General features: G+C 71.9%; 16 protein-coding genes, 5 tRNA genes and 1 riboswitch. Of the genes, 8 read left to right on the forward strand and 13 right to left on the reverse strand.

The window, feature by feature from the left end; genetic code table 11:
• Positions 1-50: 50 nt before the first annotated feature.
• The 3 genes from lhgO (at position 51) to CP975_RS16640 (ending at position 3,808) form a co-directional block, all read left to right on the forward strand.
• Positions 51-1,277, forward strand: a complete 1,227-nt coding sequence (gene lhgO / locus CP975_RS16630; RefSeq protein WP_150477054.1) for an L-2-hydroxyglutarate oxidase — start codon at positions 51-53, stop codon at positions 1,275-1,277.
• Positions 1,278-1,542: 265 nt separating this feature from the next.
• Positions 1,543-2,391: a tRNA (guanosine(46)-N7)-methyltransferase TrmB gene (trmB, locus tag CP975_RS16635; protein ID WP_070321322.1), complete on the forward strand. Its 849-nt coding sequence runs from the start codon at positions 1,543-1,545 to the stop codon at positions 2,389-2,391.
• A 43-nt stretch (positions 2,392-2,434) separates the two neighbouring features.
• Positions 2,435-3,808, forward strand: coding sequence for a PrsW family intramembrane metalloprotease (locus tag CP975_RS16640; RefSeq protein ID WP_055536192.1), 1,374 nt, complete (start codon positions 2,435-2,437; stop codon positions 3,806-3,808).
• A gap of 6 nt (positions 3,809-3,814) precedes the next feature.
• On the opposite strand, the gene CP975_RS16645 is transcribed toward CP975_RS16640, so the two are convergent.
• The 5 genes from CP975_RS16645 to CP975_RS16665 form a co-directional block, all read right to left on the reverse strand.
• Positions 3,815-4,759, reverse strand: coding sequence for an aldo/keto reductase (locus CP975_RS16645; protein ID WP_055536193.1), 945 nt, complete (start codon positions 4,757-4,759; stop codon positions 3,815-3,817).
• A 66-nt stretch (positions 4,760-4,825) separates the two neighbouring features.
• Complete coding sequence (locus CP975_RS16650; RefSeq protein WP_055536194.1) at positions 4,826-5,902, reverse strand: M23 family metallopeptidase; 1,077 nt, start codon at positions 5,900-5,902, stop codon at positions 4,826-4,828.
• An 11-nt stretch (positions 5,903-5,913) separates the two neighbouring features.
• A riboswitch (cyclic di-AMP (ydaO/yuaA leader) is annotated at positions 5,914-6,061 on the reverse strand.
• 174 nt (positions 6,062-6,235) lie between these two features.
• Entirely contained in the window at positions 6,236-7,384 is a 1,149-nt protein-coding gene (locus CP975_RS16655) for a PP2C family protein-serine/threonine phosphatase (protein ID WP_055536195.1), read from the reverse strand.
• 176 nt (positions 7,385-7,560) lie between these two features.
• A tRNA-Met gene (locus CP975_RS16660) sits at positions 7,561-7,634 on the reverse strand.
• Positions 7,635-7,726: 92 nt separating this feature from the next.
• Positions 7,727-9,253, reverse strand: a complete 1,527-nt coding sequence (locus tag CP975_RS16665) for an MFS transporter (protein WP_055536196.1) — start codon at positions 9,251-9,253, stop codon at positions 7,727-7,729.
• Positions 9,254-9,613: 360 nt separating this feature from the next.
• Between CP975_RS16665 and CP975_RS16670 the strand changes: the two genes are divergently transcribed.
• The gene (locus CP975_RS16670) at positions 9,614-9,940 is read left to right on the forward strand and encodes a hypothetical protein (protein WP_055536197.1); all 327 of its coding nucleotides are present in this window, start codon (positions 9,614-9,616) and stop codon (positions 9,938-9,940) included.
• Between the two features lie 275 nt (positions 9,941-10,215).
• Here the strand turns inward: CP975_RS16670 and CP975_RS16675 are convergent.
• The 4 genes from CP975_RS16675 to CP975_RS16690 form a co-directional block, all read right to left on the reverse strand.
• A tRNA-Lys gene (locus tag CP975_RS16675) sits at positions 10,216-10,288 on the reverse strand.
• Between the two features lie 177 nt (positions 10,289-10,465).
• Positions 10,466-12,889 (reverse strand): DEAD/DEAH box helicase, encoded by a 2,424-nt coding sequence (locus CP975_RS16680; RefSeq protein WP_055536198.1) that lies wholly within the window; start codon positions 12,887-12,889, stop codon positions 10,466-10,468.
• Between the two features lie 258 nt (positions 12,890-13,147).
• On the reverse strand, positions 13,148-13,708 hold the full coding sequence (locus CP975_RS16685) for a hypothetical protein (RefSeq protein ID WP_150477057.1): 561 nt from the start codon (positions 13,706-13,708) through the stop codon (positions 13,148-13,150).
• Positions 13,709-13,869: 161 nt separating this feature from the next.
• On the reverse strand, positions 13,870-14,220 hold the full coding sequence (locus tag CP975_RS16690; protein WP_199783210.1) for a metallopeptidase family protein: 351 nt from the start codon (positions 14,218-14,220) through the stop codon (positions 13,870-13,872).
• 71 nt (positions 14,221-14,291) lie between these two features.
• Between CP975_RS16690 and CP975_RS16695 the strand changes: the two genes are divergently transcribed.
• From CP975_RS16695 to CP975_RS16710, 4 genes are all read left to right on the forward strand, one after another.
• Entirely contained in the window at positions 14,292-15,830 is a 1,539-nt protein-coding gene (locus tag CP975_RS16695) for a metallophosphoesterase family protein (protein ID WP_150477058.1), read from the forward strand.
• An 80-nt stretch (positions 15,831-15,910) separates the two neighbouring features.
• Positions 15,911-15,983, forward strand: a tRNA-Glu gene (locus tag CP975_RS16700).
• A 39-nt stretch (positions 15,984-16,022) separates the two neighbouring features.
• A tRNA-Asp gene (locus CP975_RS16705) sits at positions 16,023-16,097 on the forward strand.
• A 24-nt stretch (positions 16,098-16,121) separates the two neighbouring features.
• Positions 16,122-16,195, forward strand: a tRNA-Phe gene (locus CP975_RS16710).
• 55 nt (positions 16,196-16,250) lie between these two features.
• Here CP975_RS16710 and CP975_RS16715 read toward each other — a convergent pair.
• Genes CP975_RS16715 through CP975_RS16730 form a run of 4 tightly spaced genes read right to left on the reverse strand, consistent with a single transcriptional unit; the run spans position 16,251 to position 19,428 of the window.
• Positions 16,251-17,336, reverse strand: coding sequence for an ABC-2 transporter permease (locus tag CP975_RS16715; RefSeq protein WP_055534855.1), 1,086 nt, complete (start codon positions 17,334-17,336; stop codon positions 16,251-16,253).
• A gap of 41 nt (positions 17,337-17,377) precedes the next feature.
• Positions 17,378-18,223: a cytochrome c biogenesis CcdA family protein gene (locus tag CP975_RS16720; RefSeq protein WP_055534857.1), complete on the reverse strand. Its 846-nt coding sequence runs from the start codon at positions 18,221-18,223 to the stop codon at positions 17,378-17,380.
• Positions 18,220-19,014, reverse strand: coding sequence for a DsbA family protein (locus CP975_RS16725; RefSeq protein WP_055534859.1), 795 nt, complete (start codon positions 19,012-19,014; stop codon positions 18,220-18,222). Before CP975_RS16725 ends, CP975_RS16720 begins: the two co-directional genes overlap by 4 nt.
• Before the next feature lie 54 nt (positions 19,015-19,068).
• Positions 19,069-19,428 carry a hypothetical protein gene (locus CP975_RS16730; protein ID WP_246201538.1) on the reverse strand — a complete coding sequence of 120 codons (360 nt, stop codon included), beginning with the start codon at positions 19,426-19,428 and terminating at the stop codon, positions 19,069-19,071.
• Positions 19,429-19,511 lie beyond the last annotated feature (83 nt).

Raw genomic sequence — 19,511 nt, forward strand, 5'->3', positions numbered from 1 at the left:
GGGCGTTGTCAGTGGCGCAGGGCAGTATCTGTGGTGGGAGGTGAGGCGCGGTGAAGAAGGTCGCGTACGACTGCGATGTGCTGGTGATCGGCGGCGGGATCGTCGGTCTCGCGACGGCGTACGCCCTCACGCGCGCCGCCCCCGGCACCAGCGTCACGGTCCTGGAGAAGGAGACGGGCCCCGCCCGCCACCAGACGGGCCGCAACAGCGGCGTGATCCACAGCGGGATCTACTACGCCCCGGGCTCGCTGAAAGCCAGGTACGCGGTCCGCGGCGCCGCCGAGATGATCAAGTTCTGCGCGGAGTACGGCATCGCGCACGAGGTCACCGGCAAGCTGATCGTCGCCACCGGCCGGGCCGAGCTGCCCCGCCTCCACGCCCTCGTCCAGCGCGGCAGGGAGAACGGCATTCCGGTGCGCGAGCTGGGCCCCGCCCAGATCGTGGAGTACGAGCCGGAGGTCCGCGGCCTGGCCGCCATCCACGTCGGGACGACCGGCGTCTGCGACTACGGCGCGGTGGCGGAACACCTGGCGGCGGCCTCGGGCGCCGACATCCGCTACGGCGCGGGCGGGCACGTCGTCCGCGTGGACCGCCGCCCCGACCGCGGCGTCGCCGTCCGCACCGCCGACGGCGCCATCGTCCGCGCCAAGGTCCTGGTGAACTGCGCGGGGCTGCACTGCGACGAGGTCGCGCGGCTCACGGGCGACGACCCGGGCATGCGGATCGTGCCGTTCCGCGGGGAGTACTTCGAACTGGCCCGCCCCGAGCTGGTGCGCGGTCTCGTCTACCCCGTGCCCGACCCCGCCTTCCCCTTCCTCGGCGTCCACCTCACCCGGGGCATCGACGGCGGCGTCCACGTGGGGCCGAACGCGGTCCCGGCCCTGGCCCGCGAGGGGTACACCTGGTCGGCCGTCCACCCCCGCGAACTGGCCGGCACGCTCGGCTGGCCGGGCTCGTGGCACATCGCCCGCCGCCACTGGCGGTACGGGGCGGGTGAGCTGCGCCGGTCCGCCTCCAAGGGGGCGTTCACCGAAGCGGTGCGCAGGCTGCTGCCCGGGATCGGCCCCGAGGACCTGGTGCCCGCCCCGGCCGGGGTCCGGGCCCAGGCGGTCCTGCGGGACGGGACGCTGGTCGACGACTTCCTGATCCGGGAGGGGCCGCGCGCGGTGCACGTTCTGAACGCCCCCTCGCCCGCGGCGACGGCGTCCCTCCCCATTGGCAGGGAGGTGGCCCGCCGGGCTCTCGGGGCGCTGCGGGGGGCCTCTCAGGGGGCCTGAGGGTGGCAATCCCGGGGGCCCGGAGAGGGGCGGCGACCCGGAGGGCCCGGAGAGGCTGAGCGCGGATTCCCTGCGGGGCGGCGGTGGCTGAGCGCGCAGTTCCCCGCGCCCCTTACGGGGCACATCTGCGCGCCCCGCGTCGATTCCCCGCGCCCCTTACGGGGCACGTCTACGTGCCCCGCGTCGGATCCCGGGGCACGTCCGCGCGCCCCCTACTAGGCACAAGCCCGCGTCCGCCCGTCCCGACCCGTAAAATCGCCGCACTGTGTCTGACTCATCCCATACCCCCGAAGCCCCTCGGTCCGGTGGCCGTGCGCAGGCCGCGCCCCGTTTTCCCGGAGGGCCCTCCCCCGATCCCGCCGGGTCGCACCACGAGCGGCGCATCCGCAGTTTTCAGCCGCGTCGCAGCCGGGTGACCGCCAGCCAGGGTGATGCCCTGCGGCGGCTCTGGCCCACGTGGGGGCTGGACATCGACGGGCTGCGGAAGCTGGACCTCGCCGAGCTGTTCGCGGACGAGACCGGGCCGCGCCCCGACCTCCCCGTCGTCCTGGAGATCGGCTTCGGCATGGGCGAGGCCACCGCGCAGATGGCCGCCGCCGACCCCGGCACCGGCATCCTCGCCGTCGACGTGCACACCCCCGGCCAGGGCAACCTCCTCGGACTCGCCGAGCGCGGCGGCCTGACGAACGTCCGCGTGGCCAACGGCGACGCGATCATCCTGCTCCGCGAGATGCTCCCGCCCGAGTCCCTCGACGGACTCCGCGTCTACTTCCCCGACCCCTGGCCCAAGGCCCGCCACCACAAGCGCCGCCTGATCCAGCCGGAGTTCCTGACGCTGGCCGCGCCCTCGCTCAAGCCCGGTGCGCTGCTGCACTGCGCGACGGACTGGGAGCCGTACGCCGAGCAGATGCTGGAGGTGCTCACCGCGCACCCCGACTTCGAGAACACCCAGCCCGACGGCGGGTACGCCCCGCGCCCCGGCTTCCGCCCCTTCACCCGCTTCGAGGGCCAGGGCCTGGACAAGGGCCACACCGTCCACGACCTGCTCTTCCGCCGCGTCGACACCCTTCACGAACCGGCCCGCGAGGACGCCGGAACAAGCCCCCGGATCTGACACCCCGTCGCGGCCACCCGTATCCCTCGTTAGGGTCAACGACGTGGCCACCAGTCCTCCGTATCCGATACCCCCCGAGGCCCCCGCCCCGGGGGAGCTGCGCCGCGCCCACTGGTGGCAGCGGCGCGCGATACGGGCGGCCGGGCTCGTCACGCTGCTCGCCCTCTCCGGCCTGGTGATCCTCGCCCTGGTGAGGGAGCAGACCGGCACCGAGGGCTTCCTCGTCGGGCTCGGCCTCGCCACGGTTCCTGTACCGCTGCTCGTCGCCGCGTTCCGCTGGCTGGACCGGGTGGCGCCGGGACCCTGGCGGAACCTCCTCTTCTCCTTCGCGTGGGGTGCCTGCGCGGCCGCGCTCATCGCGATCGTCGCGAACAGTTTCGCGATCCGCTGGATAGCCACCGCCACCGCCGATCCCCACAGCGCCGACACCCTCGGCGCCACGGTCATCGCCCCGATCGTCGAGGAATCGGCCAAAGCGGCGGCGATACTCCTCGTCTTCCTCTTCCGCAGACGGGACTTCACCGGCCTCGTCGACGGCGTGGTGATCGCCGGGGTGACCGCGACCGGCTTCGCGTTCACCGAGAACATCCTCTACCTCGGCAACGCCTTCGTCACCGACCAGCTCAGCCGCGACAGCGGCCTCGCCTCCGTGACGGCCGCGACGTTCTTCGTACGCGTGGTCATGTCACCCTTCGCGCACCCGCTGTTCACGGTCCTGACCGGCATCGGCTTCGGCCTCGCCGCGTTCGCCGCCGAGCGCCATCACCTGCGCCGCGTGCTGCTCCCGCTCACCGGGCTGCTGCTCGCGATGGGCATGCACGCGCTGTGGAACGGCTCCGCGGTCTTCGGGCAGTACGGCTTCTTCACCGTGTACGCGCTGATCATGCTGCCCTCCTTCGGCCTGCTGACCTGGCTGGCGATCTGGACCCGGCAGCGCGAACTGCGCCTGATCCGCGCGGAGCTGCCCGCGTACACGGCGGCGGGCTGGCTCACCCCGCCCGAGCCGTTCGCGCTCGGCTCGATGCGCGCCCGCGCGCTGGCCCGTGACTACGCCTCGTACACCTGGGGGAAGGCCGCGGCCCGCACGGTCGTGGAGTACGAGATGTACGCGACGTCGCTCGCGTTCCTGCGCCACCGGGGCCGGCGCGGCAGGGCGGGACCCGACTTCGTCGTACGCGAACGGGAACTGCTCGAAAAGCTCTGGGAGCGCCGCGAACCGGCCCGCCCCGCCCTGGCCTACGCGGCCCGCGCGACGGCCCCGGTCATGCTCCCCATGCCCATGCCCATGCCCATGCCCATGCCGTACGCCGGGTACGGGTACGGGTACGGGCACACGTACGGGTACCCGGGTCACCCCCAGGCCCCGTACGCGGGGGCTCCGTACGTCCAAGCCCCGTACAACCCCTACCGCTCGTAGCCGCCGCTAGGCCGAAGCCGCCGTGAGCGCCGCGGTCTCCGTCTCCGTCAGTTCCACGTCCGCCACCGCCAGCAGGGCCGGCAGCTGCTCGACCGTGCGTGCGGATGCGATCGGTGCCGCCACGGTGGGCTGTGCCGCCAGCCAGGCGAGCGCCACGGTCGCGACCTGGACGCCGCGCTCCGCCGCGATCGTGTCGAGCGCGGCGAGGACACGGTCGCCCCGCTCGCTGCCCACGTACTCCTCGACCCGTCCGCTGCGCGCGCTCTCGACCCGCGCGCCGGGGCGGTACTTGCCGGTGAGGAAGCCGGACGCGAGCGCGTAGTAGGGGACGGCCGCGAGGCCGGAGCGGGAGGCGACCGCCTGGAGCGGACCCTCGTAGGTGTCGCGGGAGACGAGGTTGTAGTGCGGCTGGAGCGCGACATAGCGCGCGAGGCCCTCGCGGTCGGAGAGGTCGAGGGACTCCTGGAGCCGCTCGGGGCTGATGTTGGAGGCGGCGATCGCGCGCACCTTGCCGGCCCTGACCAGCTCGTCGAGCGCCCCGATGATCTCCTCCACCGGGACCGACGGGTCGTCGTAGTGGGTGTAGTAGAGGTCGATGTAGTCGGTGCCCAGGCGGCGCAGGGACGCGTCGACGGCCCTCTTGACGGTGTCGGCGGCGAGCCCCTGGTACTCGGGGTGGGCGCCGGCCTTCGTCGCGATGACGACATCGGAGCGGTTGCCGCGCTCGGCCAGCCACTCGCCGATGACGGTCTCGGACTCGCCGCCCTTGTTGCCCTCCACCCAGTACGAGTAGGCGTCGGCGGTGTCGATGAAGTTGCCGCCCGCCGCGGTGTAGGCGTCGAGGACGGCGAAGGACGCGGTCCGGTCGGCGGTCCAGCCGAAGACGTTGCCGCCGAGGGCGAGCGGGAAGACTTCGAGGTCGGATGCGCCGAGGGTACGAAGAGGAGTCATGCATTCCTCAACGTCCTTGCCGGAAACCGAATTCCGGAGGCCTGCCCAAAGAAGCGTCAAGTCCGCTCAGGGGTTGAGGCCCTTGCTCCGCAGCCAGGCCAGCGGGTCGATGGCGGCGCCGCCGGAGGTGCGGACTTCCAGGTGGAGGTGGGGCCCGGTGACGTTGCCGGTCGCGCCGACGCGGCCGATGACGTCGCCCGTGCTGACCTTCTGCCCGACGCTCACGTTGAGGGAGGACTGGTGGCAGTACCAGACCTCGGTGCCGTCCGACAGCTCAAGGACCGTGCGGTAGCCGTACGCGCCCGCCCAGCCGGCTTCCTTGACGGTGCCGGTGTGCACGGCCTTGAGCGGGGTACCCGTCGGCGCGGCGAAGTCGAGACCGGTGTGCTGACCGGAGGACCACATCGAGCCCGAGTCACCGAAGTGCGAGGTCAGGGTGTACGAGGAGGTGGGGATGGCGTAGCTTCTCGCGAGCTTGGCGCGGCGCTCGGCCAGGGCCTTGGCCTTGCGGGCCTCCTCCTCCTTCTTCTTCTTCGCGGCGGCCTTGGCGTCGGCCTCGCGCTCGGCTTCCTTCTGCTGGGCGGCGGCCTCCTCGGCGGCCTTCTTGGCGGCGGCCTCCTCGGCCGCGGTCCGCACCGCGTCGTCCGCCTGGTCCTGCTGGCTCTCGGCCTGCTGCATGATCCGGGCGCGCAGGGCCTCGCCCGCGTCGGAGGTGCCCTGCCCCGCGTCGGCGGAGGTCATACCGGCGGTCGTGAGCGGGGCGCCGGCGGGGACGGCGTCGGAGCCCGCGGCGTCCGGAGCGTCGTCGGATATCAGGGAGCCCACGCCCGGAAGGGACTTGGCCTCCGGCAGCGAGTCCGTGACGGTGCCCAGGTCGGGCATCGATAGGGAGACGGGGGGCTTGCCGTCCTGCGCGGTGGCGATGCCGCCCGCGCCGACGGCGGCGATGACGCCGACGCCCAGCACGGTCGAGCTGCGGGCGAGGCCGCCGCCGCCCTTCTTGTGCACACGGTGCCTGCCGCGGACGGGACGGACGGACTCCTCAGTGGGATTCCATTCCTCCCAGGTCTCTGGGTCGTACCCACCGAACTCGTCGTCGTTCGGTACGTACACGGCTTGGGGGGCAGGCCGGTTGGACGCCACTGGGGCGCACTCCTTTCCTTCCTTCTCGCCTACCGGGTTAGCTGACGGGTTCGGAGCAGGAAGGTCTCCTACGAACATCTGGCACGGATGCACAGATGCCCGATTCACCCCAAGTTGGTGGTTCCCCGGCTCCCTTGCGGGATTAGGCGTGTGCGCACGGAGCCGCCTCTAGTGACGGCTGGGACGACCGCGCTGCGTTATCGAACGTTAATAGACAGTGGGTCCGTATTCCAAGCTGTTCCGGTTGATCGTTAACGCGGACCCCCGCCCACCCGCCACCGGAACTTCACATTCCCTTGACACGACGTCACTTGTTATGCAGAGGGGTGCACTTCAGTCACGGCCGGTGACCTCGGCGTCCCCGGCCGTCGGCCGCCGCACCGCGAGCAGCGCCATGTCGTCCGTCGCCGCGCCCCCGGTGTGCCGCCGCACCTCCTGCGCGAGCGCGGCGAGCAGCGCGTGCGGCCCCTCGCGGCCGGGGAAGATCCGCCCGCCGAGCCGGGTCGCGGGATCGTAGAACTCCCCCGCTGCGTCCCGCGCCTCCGAGAGGCCGTCCGTGTAGAAGAGCAGCATCGCGCCGGGCGGGAACTCCGACTCGTCCGCCCGGTCCGGCCAGAACCCCAGCTCACCCATGCCGAGCGGCAGCGCGGGCTCGCTCGCGGAGAGCACACACAGCCGCCCGTCGCCGCGCAGCAGCAGGGGCGCCGGGTGCCCTCGGTTGACCAGCCGTACGAGCCCTTCGCCGTGCCGGATCTCCGCGAGGACGGCGGTGGTGAACCCCTCGAAGGCGTCGAGCCCGTCCCGCCGGGTGCCCTCACGCGCGAGCGCCCGCTCCAGGCGCTCCGCCACGGCCTCCAGAGTGGCCTCCTGCTCGGCGGCCTCCCGGAACGCGCCGATGACGACGGCGACGGCCGCCACCGCGCCCATGCCCTTCCCCCGTACGTCACCGACGACGAGCCGTACGCCGTGCGGGGTGTCCTGTACGGCGTACAGATCGCCGCCGATGAACGCGTCGGCCTGCGCGGCCTCGTACCGCGCCGCGATGTCGAGCCCGCCGATGCGGGGGTCCGGCTGCGGCAGGACGGCCCGCTGGGTGGCCTCGGCGATGGAGCGGGCGGTGGCGAGACGGTCGTTGCCGCGATGGATGACGCCGTTGATGACGATCGCGAGGGCGGCGACGGTCGCCACGGTGACCAGTTCGGTGACGGCCTCGACATGGCTGGTGTTGGTGTTGCCGTAGTGCAGCACCAGGACGGAGACGGAGGCCGTGATGCCCGTGAGGACGGTGTTGAGCAGCGAGTAGAAGGGAGCCGCGATCAGCGGGGCGGCCGTGAAGAGCGGGGCGGCGGTGAACTCGGCCGGGGTCGAGGCGTCGTACACGATGCCGACGGTCAGGAGCAGGAGGGGCAGGGCGCGGACGAAGGCCCGCTCGTGCGCGGTGGTTCCGCGGGTCCCACCGCCGGTTCCTCCACGCTGCCCCACCGCTTGTCTCCCGCCGAGTCCGCGCCCATCACCGCGCTGCACTCAGGCTTCCCGGAGCGGGGTGCGGGGGCGACCTGGTGTGGGCCGAGCGGGTTACGCACGTCCTGCCCCGGCACACGGAGCCGGAAAACACCCAGGGCCGGAAGCGATGAACGCTTCCGGCCCTGGGTCTTCAGTAGCGGGGACAGGATTTGAACCTGCGACCTCTGGGTTATGAGCCCAGCGAGCTACCGAGCTGCTCCACCCCGCGTCGGTAAACACAACTGTACGCCATCCGGAGGGGTGGTGCGAACCAATGCCCGAGGGCCCCGCTGAGCGGGGCCACCCGGGCCCGACGGGCGTCTAAGCCGCCGTGGTCAGCTCACCGCTGCGCGCCGCTTCGGTCTCGGTCTCCTCCGGGGTGGCCTCCTTGCGGTCCCTGATGAGGAGGACGGCGAGGGCGGCGGCGGCCAGGACGCCCGCGGCGCCGGCCCAGAAGCTGGCGGACATCGCCTCGGTGAAGGCCTCGCGGGCGGCCGTGGCGAGGGCGTTGTCGCCGGTGGACGCGGCGAGGGCGAGCGCGTCGGAGACGGAGTGGCTCGCGTCGGCGGGGGCGGAGTCGGGCATCGCGTCGGTGTAGGTGCGGGAGAGGACCGTGCCGAGGACGGCGACGCCGAGGGCCGCGCCGGCCTGCTGGACGGTGTCGTTGAGTGCGGAGCCGACCCCGGCGTGCTCGGCGGGCACCGCGCTCATCAGCGCGGCGGTCGCGGCCGGCATCGCCAGGCCGCCTCCGATGCCGATCAGGACCATGGCCGCGGCGAGCATCCAGAACTCGGCGTCCGAGGGCAGCGAGGCGAGCGCCCCGAACCCGGCGGCGATGACGGCCAGGCCGAGGGCGGTCATGGGCCGGTTGCCGATCTTGTTGCCGAGGGTGGCGCCGATGCCGTTGAAGAGCAGGGTGGCGACGGCCATCGGGGCGAAGGCGAGGCCGGTCTCGGCGGGCGTGTAGCCGAGTACGAACTGGAGGTACTGGGTCAGGACCAGCATCAGCCCGCCGTTGGCGAAGGTCAGCAGGACGAGGGAGAAGCTGGCGCCGCTGAAGACACGGTTGCGGAAGAGGCCGAGCGGGACCATCGGCGAGTCGCAGCGGACCTCCCAGATCCCGAAGGCGGCCAGGGCGAGGACGGCGACGCCGAGGGAGACCTGCGTACTCGTGTCGTCGAGCCCGGCCTTGGCGGACTCGATGATCGTCCACACCAGCGCGGTCATCCCGACCATCGAGAGGATCATGCCGAGCGGGTCGGCCTTGCGGGCGGGGCCCTTGGACTCCGGCATGAGGACGAGGGCGGCGACGATGGCGAGGAGGGCGATCGGGACGTTCATCAGGAAGACGGCACCCCACCAGAAGTGGGCGATCAGCACACCGCCGAGCACGGGCCCGCCGACCAGACCGACCACGGCCACCGCGCTCCAGGCACTGATCGCCTTGCGCCGCTCCTCGTCGTCGAAGACGGTGATGAGGATCGACAGCGTGCTCGGCATCACCAGGGCGCCCCCGATACCCATCAACACCCGCCCCGCTATGAGCTGTTCGGGATTCTGCGCGACGGTGGCCAGCAGGGAAGCGGCCCCGAAGAGGACGAGCCCCACGACCATCACCCGCCGCCGCCCGAACCGGTCGGAGAGGCTTCCCGCGGTGAGCAGCAGACCCGCGAAGACCAGGATGTACGACTCGATGATCCACTGGATGTCCTGGGCGTCCGCGCCCAGGTCCTCGGCGATCGGCGGGACCGAGACGGTCAGGACCATGTTGTCGACGACCAGGACCAACGTGCTCAGGCAGAGCACGATCAGGATGAGCCAGCGGCGCGGATGACGGCGCTCTTCCATCGTGGAACCCCTCAGGACTTGGGCGGCACGCCTGCTGCGTACGACGTGCCCTCGTTGCGAACACTGTACGCACAGCGCACGGTGTACGCAAGGAGCGAACGTCATACGCACTACATGGGAGCACCGTCGCTGGCCTGCGGTTCACGGGCAACGAGAGGGGGGTGGAATGACCGCTTGTCGTAGAGATCGCCCCGCGGACGCAGGCGGCTCATCGCTCACCGCAGCGCGCAGCGGGGCTTCGGGCGGCAGGTGGCGGTCCGGCCCGGCTAGCTCTCGGGCAGCAGGACCCGGCTAGCTCTCGGGCAGCAAGCCCGGATCGGTGCACAGCCCGCGCAGGCGCAGCAGTACGGCGCCGCGCGCATGGGCGAAGACCGCCTCCCGCTCAAGCAGCCGGGAGCGGGTGACCACGGCCTGACCGAGCCGGCCGAGGAGCAGTTGTCCGGCCGACGCTGCATCTGGTGCATGGCCAGCCTCAGCAACAACACCGCCATCGACCTCGGGGCGCGCGAGGAGATCGCACACGGCAGCGCCACTCGCTGGTTCCCCCGCAGCTGCCGCGCCTGCGGCTTCCAGCACATCTACCAGGCGCTCCTCGACCACACCCAGAACTGTGAGCAGCGCGCCGACGACCTCACCCGCTGCACCGCCGGTACGGCGCTGCGCATGGCCATGCGGACGGTGCGGTGATGAGCGGCCTCGCAGCACAGGGCACGTCCCTCAGCCACTTCCCGACGGAACCGCGGCGTGGAAGAGACAGTGCGGCTGGCTACAGGGCGGCCGCCCGCAGCCAGGAGGCCCCGGCCGGCATGTCCCCGGTCGGGGCCTCCTGGTGTCTCGCAGGGTGACGATCGCCGGCCCCTCGGGCCGGCAGGGGGCCAGCAGGGGGCCAGCAGCTGATCCTCGGGCCCCCGAAAACGACATCGGGCCCCTGGCCAAATCCCTCTGACCAGGGGCCCGTGCGGTAGACCGTGTGGGACTCGAACCCACAACCAATGGATTAAAAGTCCACTGCTCTGCCAATTGAGCTAACGGTCCTCGGCGGTGCACCCCCGAGCATAGCGGGACGCGCCCCGTCTTCCGATCGGGTATCGCCGGTTCACTGATCATGAAGTCGTCGGCACGTACGCCAGTGGCCCCCACCCGGATCGGGTGGGGGCCACTGTCAATGCGGCTCAGCGCGGCTCAGCGCGGCTCACGCGCGGCCGAGTGCCGTCAGCTGTTGCGCTTCCAGCGCGGCTTGTCGTCGCGGCGGCCGAAGGAGCCCGTGCCGGTGCCGGAGCGGTCGTCGCGGCGGTTGTACGACGGGCGGTCGTGGCCACCGGCGCGGAAGCCGCCGGAGGGGCGGTCGTCGCGGCGGTCACGGTTGAACGGACGGTCGCTGCCGCGGTGGCCGCCGGCGGGGCGGTCGTCGCGGCGGAAGCCGGAGCCGCCGCGGTCGTCACGGCGCTCGAAGGGACGGCCGCCGCGGTCGCCGCCCGAGGGACGGTCGTCACGACGGAAGCCAGAGCCACCGCCACGGTTGTCGTCACGGCGGAAGCCGCCACGGTCGCCGCCCGAGGGACGGTCGTCACGACGGAAACCGGAGCCACCGCCACGGTTGTCGTCACGGCGGAAGCCGCCACGGTCGCCGCCACCCTCACGGCGGTCGCCACCGCGGAAGCCGGAACCGCCGCGGTCGTCACGACGCTCGAAAGAACGGCCACCACGGTCGTTGCCACGGTCACGGTTGAAGCCGCCGCCCTCGCGACGGTCGCCGCCGCGGAAGCCGGAGCCACCGCGGTCGTCACGACGCTCGAAGGAACGGCCGCCACCGCGGTTGTCGTCGCGGTCACGGTTGAAGCCACCACGGTCACCGCGGTCACCGCGACGCTCGTAGTTGCCACGCTCGTCACGCTGCGGACGGCGGTTCTCGTACGAGGAGGAACGCTCCTCGCGAGCCGGGCGCTCGGTGCGCTCGGCGACCGGCTGCTCCGGAACCGACACGGCGGCCTCGACGACGGCCTCGGCAGCGGCGGCGGCCTCGGCGATCGCGGTCTCCGGGTCCTCGCCGCGCTCGCGGGCGGCACGCGCGGTGAGGCGGTCGGCCTCCTCGCGCAGCTCGGCGGCGCGGCGGGTGGCGCGCTCCAGCTCCTTGGTCAGCTCCTTGACCTCGCGCTCGGCCTGGGTCGCGGCGTTGCCCGCGGAGTCGGCCTGGACCTCGGTCATGGAACGGGCGCCGGTGATCTCGGCGACCTCCGGGTCGAAGGTGCCGCCGCCGTTGATGATGTGGCGCGTGGCGTCGACGCCCGCGTCCTCCATCAGGCGGAAGATCTGGCGGCGCTGGTGCGGCAGGGAGAGGGAGACGACCGTACCGCTGCGGCCGGCGCGGGCCGTACGACCCGAGCGGTGCAGGTAGTCCTTGTGGTCGCCGGCCGGGTCCACGTTCAGGACCAGGTCGATGCCGTCGACGTGGATGCCGCGGGCGGCGACGTCGGTGGCGACGAGCGCGTTGACGTAGCCCTTCTTGAAGTCCTCCAGGACGCGGGTGCGGGCACCCTGCGTCATGCCGCCGTGCAGCGCGTCGGCCTTCACGCCGGACTCGCAGAGCTGCTCGGCGATGCGATCGGCGCCCAGCTGGGTGCGGACGAAGATGATCGTGCGGCCCTTGCGCGCGGCGATGGCGGCCGTGACGGGCGCCTTGTCGCGGGGCTTCACGATGAGGATGTGGTGCGTCATGGTCGTGACGTTGCCCTGGGCGCTGTCGACCTCGTGCGTGACCGGGTTGGTCAGGTAGCGCTTGACCAGCGTGGAGATCTCGTTCTCCATCGTGGCCGAGAACAGCATGCGCTGACCGCCGGACGGGACCTGGTCGAGCAGCTCGGTGACCTCGGGCAGGAAGCCCAGGTCCGACATCTGGTCGGCCTCGTCGAGCACCGAGATCTGGGTGTTCTCCAGCGAGCAGGCGCCGCGGCTGATGATGTCGCGCAGACGGCCCGGGGTGGCGACGAGGATGTCGACGCCGCGCTCCAGGGCGTAGATCTGGTTGCCCATGGACGTACCGCCGCAGACGACCTTCATCTTCAGGCCGAGCACGTCGCCGTAGGGCTGGAGGGCGTCCGCGACCTGCATCGCCAGCTCACGGGTCGGGGTCAGGATGACGCCGCGGGGCTTCTTCTTCTCGGTGCGGCCGCCCTCGGCGAGCGTCGCCAGCATCGGCAGGCCGAAGGAGAGGGTCTTGCCGGAGCCGGTGCGGCCGCGGCCGAGGATGTCCTTGCCGGCCAGGGCGTCCGGGATGGTCGCGGCCTGGATCGGGAAGGGCGTGGTGACGCCGTTCTGCGCGAGCTTGCGGACGATGCCCTCGGGCAGACCGAGGTCCGCGAAGGTCATCTCGGGCTCGGCGTCGGCGACAGCCTCGGCGTGGGCCTCGGGGGCGGCGACAGCCTCGGCGGCCGCGGCGTCGGGGGTGACCTCGGCGACAGCCTCGGACTCGACGATGTCGATCGTCTCGACGGTCTCGACGGCGGCAACCGCGCCGGTCTCGGCGACCGCGCTGGTCTCGACGGCCTCGGCAGCGGCCTCAGCGGCCTCTACAGCGTCGACGATCTCAACGATCTCGTTCTCGGGCAGGACGGCGTGGTCAGAACTGAAAATGGACATGCGAAATGCGAAACCTTCCGGAGTCTCGGCACGCGCCCGTCAACTCCGTGATTTCGCAATGGACCGCCTCGATGCGGTCAGCCACGGCAAGGGAGAGTACGCGCCACGCGGCGCTCTTCTGTGTCGGCGCCGGGCAAATGGGATCAAACGATCTACCACCATACGCACCCCCCACCCCATATGGCAAACCGCTCCCCCTCTCCCCCCTCCCACCTGCGGATACGAGGCTCAGCTCCGCCCCGCGACAGTCGGCGGCAGCTACCGCGGACCCGCTTCGGGCGAAGGCTCCCGCTCCTCGATCTGCGCGCTCCGCCGCTGCAACTGCGCGCCCTGCCCCGACCCCTCGTGCGCCGACGAGGAGGGCTCCGGAGTGGTCGGATCCGGCGTCGGGGTCGGCGTCGGCTTCGGCGGCTCGGGCTCCGCGGTCGGCCGCGTCGGGGTCGGCTTCGGCCGGGGCGGGGCGGGCTTGCCGGGCCCGTCCGGTTTCGTCGGTCTCGCGGAGGCCGGGGCGGAGGCGGACCCCGACGGCTGCCCTCCCCGGGGCGCCGATTCGCCGCCCCCCGCGGACTTGCCGCCCGCGCCCTTGCGCTTGCCCTTGGCCTTCCCCTTGTCCCGGCCCTGTCCCCGCTCACCTCCGGACGCGACGCCGTCGCCCCGGGTCACCGGCTTGCCGTCCGACGCGGCCGCCCCGCCGCGGTCGCCCGCCGAGCGCCCGGGTCGCGGCCCGTCCCCGTCGTCACTGACGCTCATGCAGCCCGCCGTCGCCGCGACGGCCATCGCGACCGCGGCCCAACGGACGGAAACGTACAACTGGCGCACGGCCGAGCACCTCCTGAGGCGCTGAGAATCGGGACGCCCTGTCCAACTCCCGCGGCCCACAAGAGGACACGGACGCGACCCGCGCCCGCACCGCCCCCACACACCGACCGGACACGCTCGCTCACCCGTGCCCGTACCCGGACGCGTACGACCGGTCTCGCTCACCCGTACCCGAGCGCGTGCAGCCGGTCGTCGTCGATCCCGAAGTGGTGCGCCACCTCGTGCACCACGGTGATCTCCGTCTCGGCGACCACGTCCTCGCGCGATGCGCACATCCGGAGCGTGGGCCCCCGGTAGATGGTGATGCGGTCGGGGAGGACGCCCGCGTACCACTCACCACGGTCCGTCAGCGGAGTCCCCTCATAGAGCCCGAGCAACTCGGGATCGTCGGCGGGCGGCTCGTCCTCGACAAAGACGGCCACGTTGTCCATCAACCGCGTCAACTCCGGCGGAATCCGGTCAAGGGCCTCACTGACCAGTTCCTCGAACTCCTCGCGCGTCATCTCCAGCACACCCCCATTGTCGGCCACGCCGCCGCCGCCGTCCCGGCATACCCCTCGCCGCGACTGGGCATACGGGACCAATGGCTCGCGCCTTCACGGTCGTTCCCCAGGGCGTACGAAGGGCAGTGACCGCCCTCGTAAGCCACCGTCCCCTCAATTCCGCCCTCGGCCTCATAGCCGTCGTCCTCTTCGGTGCCTGGCTCGGCCTGCTGATCGTCGGCAGCGTGCACGCGCCCGTCGGCCCCATGGACACCCGCATGACGCTGCGCCCGTCCCTGACCGGCGGCACGAAGATCGACGTCTCCCCGCTCGGCGCCCTGGAACTGCGCTCCCACACCGCCCCCATCCGCCTCGACGTGGACGTCGACCGCCTCGACCCCGTGCGCTCCCAGGCCCTGGTCGACCACCCCGAGCGGCTCGCGGGCCTCCAGGACGAGGTGGCGCGCGATGTCGGACACGGCACGCTCGACCTGGCCGTACGCTCCTGCGTCGCCGTCGTCTCGGGCGCCACCGCACTCGGCCTCGCCGTCTACCGCCGCCCGCGCCGCGCCCTCGCGGCGGGCGGTCTCGCGCTCGCCCTGCTCGCGGCGTCGGGCACGGCCGCGTACGCCACCTGGAACCCGAAGTCGGTCCTGGAACCCAAGTTCTCCGGCCTCCTCAGCAGCGCCCCGTCGGTGGTCGGCAACGCGCGCAGCATCGTCAGCGAATTCGACGTCTACCAGCAGGAGTTGGCCCGCCTGGTCACCAACGTCACCAAGCTCTACGACGTCACGTCCACGCTCCCCGCCTACCAGCCGGACCCCACCACCATGCGGGTCCTGCACGTCTCCGACATCCATCTCAACCCGGCGAGCTGGAAGATCATCGCCTCGCTCGTCGAGCAGTACGAGATCGACGTCATCGTCGACTCCGGCGACACCATGGACCACGGCTCGGCCGCGGAGAACGGCTTCCTCGACCCCGTCGAGGACCTCGGCGCCCCCTACGTATGGGTGCGCGGCAACCACGACTCGTTCACCACCCAGCGCTATCTGGAGCGCTTCAAGAACGTCCACGTCCTCGACGACGGCAAGGCCGAGACCGTCGCCGGCCTGCGCTTCGCCGGGATCGGCGATCCGCAGTACACCCCCGACCGCTCGACGAAGCAGGAGGGCTCCGCCGTGCAGCACATGGCCGGCATCCGCCTCGCCTCGGCCCTGCGCGCCGAACGCGCCGCCGGTACGCCCGTCGACGTGGCGATCGCGCACAACCCGACGGCGGCGCGGGAGACGGACGGCGAGGTGCCGCTGGTCCTCGCGGGCCACATCCACCGCCAGGAGATGGAGGTCATGGACGGCGGCACGAGGCTGCGTATCGAGGGGTCGACGGGCGGCAGCGGGCTGCGGGCGGTCGAGGGCAAGTACCCCGACCCGGTCGAGGCGTCCGTCCTCTACCTGGACCGCACGACCAAGCGGCTCCAGGCCTGGGACGAGATCAGGCTGGGTGGGCTCGGCCTGACGAAGGCGGAGGTCAGCCGTCACCTCCCCAAGGAGAACCAGCCCGGGGCGACGCCCTCCCCGACGGCTCCCTCCCCCTCCCGCGCCGGGTCCTCCGGGGAGCGGTCCCCGGGCCCCGGGTAACCGTTTTGGCGATACCTCCCCGCATCCCATATGCTTCTCACGTCCCCGACGCGCTGCAAAGCGCCCAGGCGGGCCTCTTAGCCCTCATCGTCTAGTGGCCCAGGACGCCGCCCTTTCAAGGCGGTAGCACGGGTTCGAATCCCGTTGGGGGCACGCAACACCTTGTGCGAGACTAGTGCTCGCACAATGCTTGGTCCTGTGGAGCAGTTTGGAGTGCTCGCCACCCTGTCAAGGTGGAGGCCGCGGGTTCAAATCCCGTCAGGACCGCTTGCGATTCCACGCGGATCGCGTGGCTGGGTAGCTCAGTTGGTACGAGCGATCGCCTGAAAAGCGATAGGTCGCCGGTTCGATCCCGGCCCCAGCCACCTCTTCCGAAGGCCCCGTCCCCTGGACGGGGCCTTCGGCGTTCCCCGGCGGGGCTCACGCGTGCGCAGGCGTACCCCCACGCCCACCCGGATGCCGATGCCGCCACACCCAGAACACCGCCGACGACAGCACCGCCCACCCCCCGAGCACCAGGAAGGGGAACGCGTGCTGGTGTCCGCCGAAGTACACCGCCGTGTGCTGCGCGTTGACCGACGCCCCCGGCGGCAGCCACCGTCCGATGTGCCCCAGCACCGACGGCAGCAGCGGCCACGACACCGCGCCCCCGGACGACGGGTTCCCGAGGAGCACCATCAGGCCCCACGTCGGCAGCATCGCCCAGCGCCCGAACATCGTGTTGAACATCGTGAAGACCATCCCCGACGCGAACATCGTCAGCGCGAGGATCAGCCACGACTCCACGAACGGCAGGTCCACCGCCCCGAGCCACCAGTCCACGACCGCCGCGATGACGAACGCCCCGAGCAGCGCGTACAGCGCCGTGAAGCCGATCCGCTCCGCCGGATTCAGCCCCCGCGCGTGCACGCTCAGCTGGATCGCCCCCACGAAGCCGATGATCACCGCGGCCAGTGAGATGTAGAAGATGGCGAGCCCCCGGGGATCGCCCTCCTGGAGCGGCTTGATGTCCTTCACGGTGACGGGGACCCCGACCTGCTCGCCCACCTTCGGCGCGGTCTCCGCGAGGACCTGGGCGACCGAGGCCCCGGACGCCCCGGAGACGTCCAGGGTCACCTTCTTCTCGCCCTTCTCCTCACCCACATCGAGGATCGCGAAGACCTCCTGCTCCTCCACGTCCCGACGGGCCCCGGCCACGCTGTCGTACCGCCGCACTTCGAGCGAGGCGTTCAGCGCCTTCTCCATGCCGCCGAGGAAGGCCTTGCCGTGCGCCGCGTCGGGGCTGCCGACGACGGCCGTGGGGACGTGGTGGGGCGTCGGGTTCGCCATGGAGTACGTGTACGAGCCCGCGAAGAGCCCCGCGGCGGCCGCCAGGATGAACACCAGAACGATCGCGGGCAGGAACGGCGATTTCTTGAAGGCGACCCACCGTTCACGGGGGGTGGGGACCCTTCCGTGTGCGCCGTGCGGATACCGACTCTGCTCTCCCGGCTCATGATCAGGCATATAAATACGCTAAACCACACATAAGTCAGCAGCCGCCCAACTCACTCAGCTATCGACGAAACGGACTTCTCCCTCCGCCGCCACGTCCGCACCCCGAGCACCGCCCCCACCAGCACCACGACACCAATCAGCAGCACCGAGTCCGGTACGGCCCTGCCGACGCCCCCCGCCCACTGCTCCACCGCGAACGAGTCGTCGACGTCCAGGAGACCCGGCAGCGCGGTCGTCCCGTCGTAGGCGAGGAAGAGCGCCCCGAGGCCGATGAAGAAGAGCCCGGACAGCAGCGAGGTCGTGTGCAGTTCGAACCGGCCGAGCCGGAAGGCCCGCCCCCGCAGCCACCTCCGCCGCCCCAGCTCGAACCGCTCCCAGAGCAGGGCGAGGAGGAAGAGCGGCACGGCCATGCCCAGCGCGTACCCGGCGAGCAGCAGACCTCCGTACACCGGGCTGCCGCTCACCGCCGCGACCGTCAGGACGCTGCCGAGGATCGGGCCGGCGCAGAACCCGGCGAGCCCGTACACCGCGCCGAGCGCGTAGACGGAGACCGCGGTCGTCGGCCGGATCCGCCCCGAGAGTTCCGCGAGCCGCCGCGAGGCGAACCCCATGCCCACGATCTGAAGCGCCCCGAGCCCGATGATCAGCCACCCGGCGACGAGCACCAGCTGGTCGCGGTGGCCGAAGAAGAACCGCCCCGCGTAGGAGCCGGCCGCGCCCAGCGGCACCAGCGTCGTGGCCAGTCCGGCGTAGAAGATGCCGGTGCGCGCGACGAGCCGGGACGTGGAGTCGATCGAGTAGGCGAAAAAGGCGGGCAGGAGCAGCGCACTGCACGGGCTGACGAGAGCGAGCAGCCCGCCCAGGAACGCGGCGAAGTACCCCACGTCGGCGGTCACTCGGAGCCGCCCTTGCCGGACGCGGAGCCGCCCTTGCCGCTCCCCTTGCCCTGGGAGGCCGCGCTCTTGGCCGCCGCCTCGATCGCCTGATCGAAGACCTGGTCCGGCTGCGCGCCCGAGATGGGCCGCCCGTTGACCAGGAAGGACGGCGTCGAGGTGGCGCCGAGGCCGTACGCCTCCTCCTGGTCCTTCTTCACCGCCGCCTTCGCCGCGTCGCTCCCGGCGTCGCGCACGAAGCGGCCGACATCCTTGACCCCGGCTTCCTGCGCGAGTTCCTTCAGCCTGTCCTCGCCGAAGCCCTTCTCCTTGGACCCGTCGGCGTACGCGGCCTCGTGGAACTGCCAGAAGCGCCCCTGCTTCCCGGCGGCCCACGCGCCGCGCGCGGCCCGCTCGGAGTCCGCGCCGAAGATCGGGAAGTTGCGCCACTCGATGCGCAGGGTGCCCTCGTCGACGTACTTCTTCACGAGGCCCGGCTCGGTGTCACGGGCGAACTTCCCGCAGAAGCCGCACTTGAAGTCGGCGTACTCGACCATCACGACGGGCGCGTCGGCGCGGCCCTGGGCGAGCGGGTCCTCGGCGTTACGCCGCGCGAGCCTCTCCAGTTCGGGGTAGACCCCGGCCTGCTGCCCCGCGGAGGGCGCGGCGCCCTCGGCCGCCTCCTTCACGGTCCCGCCCGCGGAGTCGGAGGGCTTGGTCGCCGTGTAGGAGGCGGCGCCGAGCAGCAGGGCGGCGGCGGCGACACCCGCGCCGATGGCGATGTTCTTCTTCTTGTTGTTGTTGCTCTGCGGCATCAGGAGGTTCTCTCTGTTCCTGTACGTGGTGGAAGGGCCCGGACGCGGGCGCCTCTACACACGCAGGACAGAGAGATCCACGGGGGAGGGAGGCGCGAGCGGCGGCGGCCCCCGCACCGGCGTCACGTCAAGGACGGCCTGGTCGCCGCTCCAGGAGCCGCAGGCGCCGTGGGCCTCGTACAGCGCGGGCAGCAGATCGTGCGCGGAGCTGGAGCGCGGCGGCGACACGGGGCTCTGCCCGGTGTCCCCCTGCCCGCCCTTGCCGCAGCCGGGCCCGTCGTGCCTCTCCGCCGCGTGCGCCACCGCGGAGATCGGCGCCCCGGCGTCGGCCACCGCGGGCCCGCAGAACCCTCCGAGCACGACGAGCAGCACCGCCACCAAGGGGCACCACGCCGTACGCGCACGGGACAACATGCCCGGAATCGTACGTGCCGGGACACCGCCGAGGGGAAATCGGTTCGCCACTGTCGAGCGGCGGGTGAGATCCTGGACGGCGT

Source organism: Streptomyces alboniger, from assembly GCF_008704395.1.
GTDB lineage: Bacteria > Actinomycetota > Actinomycetes > Streptomycetales > Streptomycetaceae > Streptomyces > Streptomyces alboniger.